The following is a 7,638-nucleotide window of genomic DNA, read 5'->3' on the forward strand; positions in this document are numbered from 1 at the left end:
TATATCGATGCAAAGTCAGTCAAGACTTACTTTACTTTCAATTCCTGCAACATACTGTCTGGCAGAGCTAACTCGTCGTTTTTATTCACATCAATGCCGCGATCCAGAATATCCTGCGCGATCTGTTTGGCTTCGTCCAGTGAGTGCATGCTGTAAGTACCACACTGGTATTCATTCAGTTCAGGAATTTGCGCCTGAGAAGCCACTTTCAGCACATCTGCCATCGCGGCACGCCAGCTGTCTGCCACTTGCTGTTCGTCAGGCTCACCGATCAAGCTCATGTAAAAACCGGTACGGCACCCCATTGGCGACAGGTCGATGATTTCCACTGTCCCTGAGTTCAGATGGGCCCGCATGAAGCCGGCAAACAAATGCTCCAGGGTGTGAATACCGCGCTCGGAGAGGATTTCCTGATTGGGGCGACAAAAACGCAGATCGAACACAGTAATCGTATCGCCCTTGGGTGTCTGCATTGTTTTGGCAACACGCACAGCCGGTGCATGCATCTTGGTGTGGTCGACGGTAAAACTATCTAATAATGGCATGGTGTCCTTCTCCTTTGCCTGTCGTGTCGTAGCCTGGCAGTCCCTTCCGCTCAGAACGGCCACCAGCTGCGGTTATCTTCCAATTCCTGCCGGCATTGTTTCAATTGCCAGCCATAAGATTTCGCCTGCTGATCCACTTTACGGGACACTTGCAGCAGAGTTGGCTTATGGCGATAAGTCCCGCGGCTATAGCCACCTCGCCCTTCATGATAGGCCAAATACTGGTTATAAGCATCCCACTTGGATATCCCCAGTTGTCGCTGTGTTTCATCGGTATACCAGCCGATAAACATCAGCGCATCATCAAAACTGGTACGCGAACTCCAGCTGCCGGTCGCCCGCTGGTAATCTTCCCAGGCAGGATCTTGTGCCTGTGCATAGCCATAGGCGCTGCTGCTGCGGAACCAGGGTATCACGCCCCACACATAGGGACGGGGAGGACGGGCATCATGGCGGAAAGCACTTTCCTGGCGCACAAAGGCCATAGCAACCTGAATGGGTGTCCCCCAGCGCTTTTCCATGTCGACCGCGTCCTGATACCAGTCGGGGTTCTCACGGAAAATGTCACATACGTTTGATTGATTTTGGGGCGGAGGTGTTGCGCAACCGGTTGTTATTAAAACCAACAATATCAGCGCCGACCCTTTTGCTGTTGCCAGAAGCATTTTTCACTCCCTGAATTGGAACCAAAGTGAAAACGGCAGGTCTGATATTATGACTGGCAGTGCAAACTGTCGTCATCCCTGCGAAATTGTAATTTTATTGGGCAGCAAGGTCGCTGCCCGTTTTTTTATCTCTGCTGTTACGCTTTCTTAAACGGATTTTGCTGCAGATCCGCAAAATAATCAGCCAGAAACGCTTCAAAAGAAACCTCATCAGCCTGCTCGATTTGCTGCTGTTTCATCACAGAGGCTGCCGCTTCCGACTCAAAATCAGACTGAGAATACCGACTGTAACTCTGCTTATCCAGCCACTCGGCATGCTTTGCGGCTAATTCCAGGCCAAACTTACCAATGCCTTCATTGGCTTCAATGTGACGCAAGACTTGTGCGGACAAAGTCAGCTCAGGATCATTGACCCACCCGGTCAGGGTTGCCAGCGTTTGCTGGTAGCTGTTGCCACCGTTGGCCTGATCCATGGCCACTGCGACCTGCTCCAGCTCAGAGAAGACGCGCAAGGCCCAGTCGCGCAGCGGCAGGCGCTCACCACGGCAACCGATTTGCAGTTGCAGCTCAGGATCCCGCCCCTGCAGCACCACTTTTTTCCAGTTGTCACGCCAGCAAGCCAGTTCGGCATCATCCATATCATCAGACGGTGACAAGACCGCCCAGGTCAGGAAGAGGTCCAAAAAGCGGACCTGCTCAGAGGTAATGCCTATCGGGCTGAACGGGTTAACATCCAGTGAGCGCACTTCAATGTATTCCACACCACCCCGCTCCAGGGCTTCAGACGGCTTCTCGCCGCTGTTGGTCACTCGCTTGGGACGGATAGGCGCGTAAAGCTCATTTTCAATCTGCAGTACATTGGTATTCAGCTGACGTAATTCTCCGCCGACCTTAACCCCGATATCGGCAAATTCTTCAGACGGCGTATGGATCGCTTTCTGTAAGCCGTCCAGATACTGAGCCAGATGATTAAAACCAATCTTCAAGGCACTCTGGGCATGATTGGTATACCCCAGATCGCTCAGACGCAGTGCGGTAGACTTCGGCAGGAAATAGGTGCCTTTGCCTGTCTTTTGAAAACCGAGCTTAGCGCCGTCTTTTTTCAGGAATGAGCCACACAGCGCCGGAGAAGCACCGAACAGATAAGGGATCAGCCAGCCAAACCGGTAGTAGTTTCGGATCAAGGCAAAATACGACTCAGACACGGAAGCCTGACGCTCATCTTCGCTCTGATCACCAAACAACTGTTGCCAGAAACTGTCCGGAAAAGAAAAGTTGAAATGCACACCTGAGATGATCTGCATGATGCTGCCGTAGCGGCGCTTCAACCCTTCACGATAGAGGGTTTTCATCCGGCCAATGTTGGAGCTGCCATATTGCGCCAGTTCGATATCAGACTCATCACCGACATAGCAAGGCATAGACATAGGCCAGAGCATTTCGCTGCCCAGCTGGCTGTAGCTGAATTTATGGATATCGGACAATTGAGATAACAGCTCATCGACATCTCGCGACACCGGGGTAATAAACTCCAGCAGAGACTCAGCAAAGTCCGTGGTTACCCACTTATTGGTCAGGGCCGAACCCAGGCCGACAGGGTGCGGTTGAGTGGATAACTTCCCTTGCGGGGTGATTCGTAACGCTTCCCTTTCCAGGCCACGACCGAATTGTGTCAGCGCTTGCGGATTGGCCGACACCCTCTCTAACCTTTGTGAAAAATCCATCAGGCTGTTCTCAATCATCACTATCACAGGGGAGCTAGGGTAATCATAATTCTTGCTGATTACCATGATTATTGTTGATTTAGCAAAGGGTTTCCTGCCTGTGGTAACGGCAACCATAAAAAAAGCCGATACACAGGGTACCGGCTGAGATCTTAAGCTGAATACCGGCTTAATAAGCCGGTGATTATGCTGATTTTATTGCACGGGTTTTAAAGGATGAACCGGCATATTCAGTGTTTTTAATTGCGGCAATAACGACTGCGCATCCCCTACCACAATAATTTGGTAATCCCTGGGATCAAACCATTTTGCCGCCAGCTCATTGAGCCTGTTTTTACTGATAGATGCCGTGATCGCATTGCGCTGCGACACAAAGTCATCCTCAAGCTGATAGGTCATGATCTGCCGCAGCAAATCCGCTTTATCACTCGGGGTTTCATAGCTCAGTGCCTCTTGCTGACCTACCGCCAGACGCATAAAGGCCAGCTCATCATCCGTCAGGCCGCGGCTGCTGTAGTTCGCCAGCTCTTTCATCATTTCCTTGATCGCCGGTAAGGTCACATCGGCACGTACTTCGGCATAGAATACCGACAGCCCGGCTTCTTTGTTGCCGCTCTGATAACCACCGGCACCATAAGTGTAGGCCTTGTCTTCGCGCAGATTGAGATTGATCCGGCTGTTGAAATTGCCGGCCAGATTAAAGTTCGCCAGCTGGAGCTCGAACTGTTCACCCGTGGCATCATACGGCAGACCATTTCGCACTAAGCGTACCGTGCTTTGCGGTGCCCCCGGCTTATCAACCAGCCAGATGGCCGGCTCTGACTGAGCAGGCAGCACAGGGGTGACATAAGTGGGTGCCGGCGCACCCTGCCAGCTTGCCAGAAATGACAGTTGTGATGTCAGCTCAGCGGGCTGCACATCGCCAACGACAGCCAATTGCGCCCCATTAGGGGTGTAGAAGCGCTGATAAAACGCTTTGACATCGGCCAGTGTCATTGACTGAACAGACGCCAGCGTACCGTCCGAAGGACGGCCAAACACAGTATTGCCGTACAGCACCTCGCGGGTGGCCTGACTGACCAGCCAGCTCGGACGCTGATGATCATACACCAGGCCTTCCAGCGCCTGCTGTTTGACCCGGTTAAAATCCTCTTCATTGAAGGCAGGTTCGAACAAACGCTCCTGCATGATAGCCAGCGTTTCGTTGAGGTGCTTCTTCAGGGTCGTGACAGAAACAACAGTCCCGTACATACCTGATGAGAAGGTCACAGTACTGCCCAGCGTATCAAGGCGGGACACCAGATCTTCCGATGAATGGCGCTGGCTGTCTTCTGCCAGCATCGCCGCGGTGAGTTCGGCCAGCCCTTCTTTGCCCACAAGTTCATAGCGGCGCCCCGCCGGTAACACCAATTGCAATTCCACGGTCGGGGTTTCATCGTACTGGGTACCCAGCACTTCAATACCGTTAGCCAGCTTGAAGCGGTATAACTCAGGCACCTGAGCCGTAACCGGCTCTGAAGGCTGTGGCATGACTGAGCGGTCAAACCCTTCATCCTGTGGCTCGCGCAGGTTCAGCTCATGGTCCTGAACGGATTTGTGCTCGGGAATAAGGCGATCGGCCGGACGGTAGTTGGCTTTGGCGGCGGCCATCTCTGTGCGCCCGTTGGGCACAGTACTGAGCACCACTTTGGGCTGGCTCTCCACATAGCGCCGGTATACTGCCTCGACATCAGCGGGTTTCACGCTGCGCAGGTTGGCCAGCTCGGTGCCCAGCCGGTTGGGATCCTTATAAAAAGTCTGGTAAGCCGCCAGTTGCGCCACTTTGCCATGCACACTTTGCAGGCCAAAAATCGCAGAGGCTTCGGCCATCCCTTTCATTTCATCAAGCTCTTGCTGGTTGACACCGCGCTGAGCCAGACTGCTCAGCACAGTGCTGACGTCGTCATAAATGCGGTCCAGCCGTCCCTGCTCACCACTCTGGCCGATGGCATAGACATACAGAGTACAGGCCAGCTCACCACAATCGTGGTAAGCACCGGCATCCACCACTTTTCCGGTTTTCACCAGCGCCTGGTACAGGATACTGTTCTTACCGCCCCCTATGACTTTCGCCAGCATATCCAGTGATGCATCATCCGGCGCCCCATTGTACGAGGTCGGCCAGGCCATCATCAGCATAGGCTGCTGAATGTTGTCTTCCAGGGTCAGGTACCGGTCGGCATCCAGCTTGACGGGCGCTTTCGGCGGATTGTCAACTTTCGGTCCACGCGGAATACCACCAAAATACTTCTGCACCCATGCCAGTGTTTCCGCTTTATCGATATCACCACCAATGGTCAGTGTGGCGTTATTCGGCCCGTACCAGCGCAAAAAGAAGGCTTTCAAATCGTTAACATCAACCCGATCCAGATCGTCAACATAACCGATAGGCTGCCACGAGTACGGGTGTGTTCGCGGGAAAAGTGCCTCGCCAATCCGCTCACTCACCATGCCGTAAGGACGGTTCTCATAGCGTTGTGCACGCTCGTTCTTCACTGTGGCGCGCTGTATTTCAAATTTGTGCTGGGATACGGCACTCAGCAAGAAGCCCATGCGGTCTGATTCCAGCCAGAGCACTTTTTCCAGCTGATTGGACGGCACAGTTTCAAAGTAATTGGTACGGTCACGGTTGGTTGTGCCATTCATCGTACCGCCGGCTTCGGTGATCAGGCGGAAGTGCTCCTGATCGCCGACATGCTTGGAGCCCTGGAACATCATGTGTTCAAAGAAATGAGCAAAACCCGACTTGCCCAATTGCTCGCGGGCTGATCCCACATGGTAAGTCACATCCACATGCACGATAGGATCTGAATTATCCTCATGCAGGATCACCGTCAGGCCATTATCCAGCACATATTTGCTGTAAGGGATCACGACTTCAGCGCTGGTGTCCGATACACTTTCGACAAAATGCACACCATCAGGCAATGACTGCGCCTGTTCGGGGGGCGTCTGACTGCTGCATCCGCTAAGGACCAGCAACACAAGGCTCAGAATCCGCTTTTGCACGTTCGCCTTCCTTCTATTCATTTCAGAGTGAAAAATCAAAACAGCAGCACCAGTATGACGTACCGCACGGCTTTGCCGATGAGAATAAACAAGGCACAGAGTCCTGCCCGCATCCGCAGCCAGCCTGCCGCTAAGCAAAGCGGATCACCCACAACAGGTACCCAACTGAATAGCAGGCTCCAGTAACCGTATTTTTTTATCCAGGCCACTGCTTTAGTATGACTCTGATTTTCTTCAGAAGTTTTATCGGGTATGCAACGTCCCAGATAAAAACTCACCATACCTCCGACAGTATTGCCCGCCGTGACAACAGTAACCAGCAGCCATACCGGCTGTGACTGAGCACTGAGAGCGGCCAGAAGGCCGGCTTCCGAGCCTCCCGGCAGCAAGGTCGCGCTGAGTAAGCCAGTGAAAAACAGCCCCCACAGCAGGGCTTCGCCAGACCAGCTCCAATCCATTCGTCAGTCTTTCATGACCAGAACTATTTTACCGCGGGTGCGGCCAGTTTCTATCTGACGGTGTGCCTGTGTGCCCTGCACAAGCGGGAATTGCTCTGTGATCCACACTGTCAGATCACCGCCTGCCATCATAGCCAGCATCTGATCGTTCTGCGCCACCGAAGGGGACACCAGCATGCCCAGTGCATGCAAGCCGGTGACTTTTGCCGCCGCGGTCACACTCTCTGCCGTGATGGTCGGCACAGTCACCACACGACCGCCCGGTTTGACACAAGACAAAGCCGCTACGCCTATTTCGCCCCCGACCAGATCGATCAGCACATCCACCGCCTGCAGCTGAGTTGCCAGCTCCCCTTTTTGGTAATCGACCGCCTGGGCGCCCAGAGAAGAGACGAATGCCTGATTGGCCGCCGAACAACTGGCCACAACCTCAGCACCTTTGTGACATGCCAGCTGTATCGCCAGATGGCCCACCCCGCCAGCACCGGCTAAGATCAATACCCGCTCACCGGCCTGCACTGATGCTTTTTCCAGTGCCTGCCAGGCCGTTTGCCCCGCCAAAGGTAACGCCGCCGCTTCTGCTAAGGAGACGCCATCCGGCACCCGACTCAGACTGTCCGCTTCGGCCAGTACCTGCTCACTGTATCCACCGCCTTGCAAAGGAAATCCGATAAAGCCGCACACTCTCTGCCCGACGCTCCATTCAGTGACCTCCTCGCCAACGGCGGCGATGACTCCGGCAACATCATAGCCCGGCACCCAAGGCAGCTTGTCCCGGTTTTGCTGCGCAGCCCAACCTAAGCCTGCCCGGGTTTTGGCATCAATAGGGTTAACCCCTGAATAAGCCACATCGATCAGCACCTGCCGCCCTTCCGGCGCGGCGATCTCGGCCGATTGCAGCTGAAGACAATGGACATCGCCAAAGGCAGTAATAGCAAGCTGTTGAGTTGTCATGGGTATTTTCCTTCTCAATCCGGTGGAATCCTTAGCCTTATCATTGCAAGGCAAGCCAAAACTACCCCTTTCCACACAGAAATACCAGTGGTTGCAGGCAGGTTCAGAAGAGAAACAAAGAAACGGGAAATGCAGACAATAAAAAACCCAGCCGGGGCTGGGTTTATAAGGATGGCGCGTCCGGGAGGATTCGAACCTCCGACCGCCTGGTTCGTAGCCAGGTACTCTATCCAGCTGAGCTACG

The 7,638-nt window shown here is 53.7% G+C and carries 6 protein-coding genes; all 6 read right to left on the reverse strand.

The genetic code is table 11. From position 1 onward, the window contains the following. Positions 1-26: 26 nt before the first annotated feature. Positions 27-545 carry an S-ribosylhomocysteine lyase gene (gene luxS / locus H511_RS0117810; RefSeq protein WP_027253540.1) on the reverse strand — a complete coding sequence of 173 codons (519 nt, stop codon included), beginning with the start codon at positions 543-545 and terminating at the stop codon, positions 27-29. 50 nt (positions 546-595) lie between these two features. Beyond that, positions 596-1,210, reverse strand: coding sequence for a transglycosylase SLT domain-containing protein (locus tag H511_RS0117815; protein WP_036759978.1), 615 nt, complete (start codon positions 1,208-1,210; stop codon positions 596-598). 137 nt (positions 1,211-1,347) lie between these two features. Beyond that, a complete protein-coding gene (gshA, locus tag H511_RS0117820; protein WP_027253542.1) occupies positions 1,348-2,937 on the reverse strand; it encodes a glutamate--cysteine ligase in 1,590 nt (529 codons plus the stop codon). Between the two features lie 192 nt (positions 2,938-3,129). Further along, on the reverse strand, positions 3,130-5,982 hold the full coding sequence (locus tag H511_RS0117830; RefSeq protein ID WP_027253543.1) for a M16 family metallopeptidase: 2,853 nt from the start codon (positions 5,980-5,982) through the stop codon (positions 3,130-3,132). 35 nt (positions 5,983-6,017) lie between these two features. Next, complete coding sequence (locus H511_RS0117835; protein WP_027253544.1) at positions 6,018-6,440, reverse strand: YqaA family protein; 423 nt, start codon at positions 6,438-6,440, stop codon at positions 6,018-6,020. Between the two features lie 3 nt (positions 6,441-6,443). Continuing rightward, entirely contained in the window at positions 6,444-7,394 is a 951-nt protein-coding gene (locus H511_RS0117840; RefSeq protein WP_027253545.1) for an NADP-dependent oxidoreductase, read from the reverse strand. Positions 7,395-7,638 lie beyond the last annotated feature (244 nt).

Source organism: Photobacterium halotolerans DSM 18316 (genome assembly GCF_000425165.1).
GTDB classification, from domain to species: Bacteria; Pseudomonadota; Gammaproteobacteria; order Enterobacterales; family Vibrionaceae; genus Photobacterium; species Photobacterium halotolerans.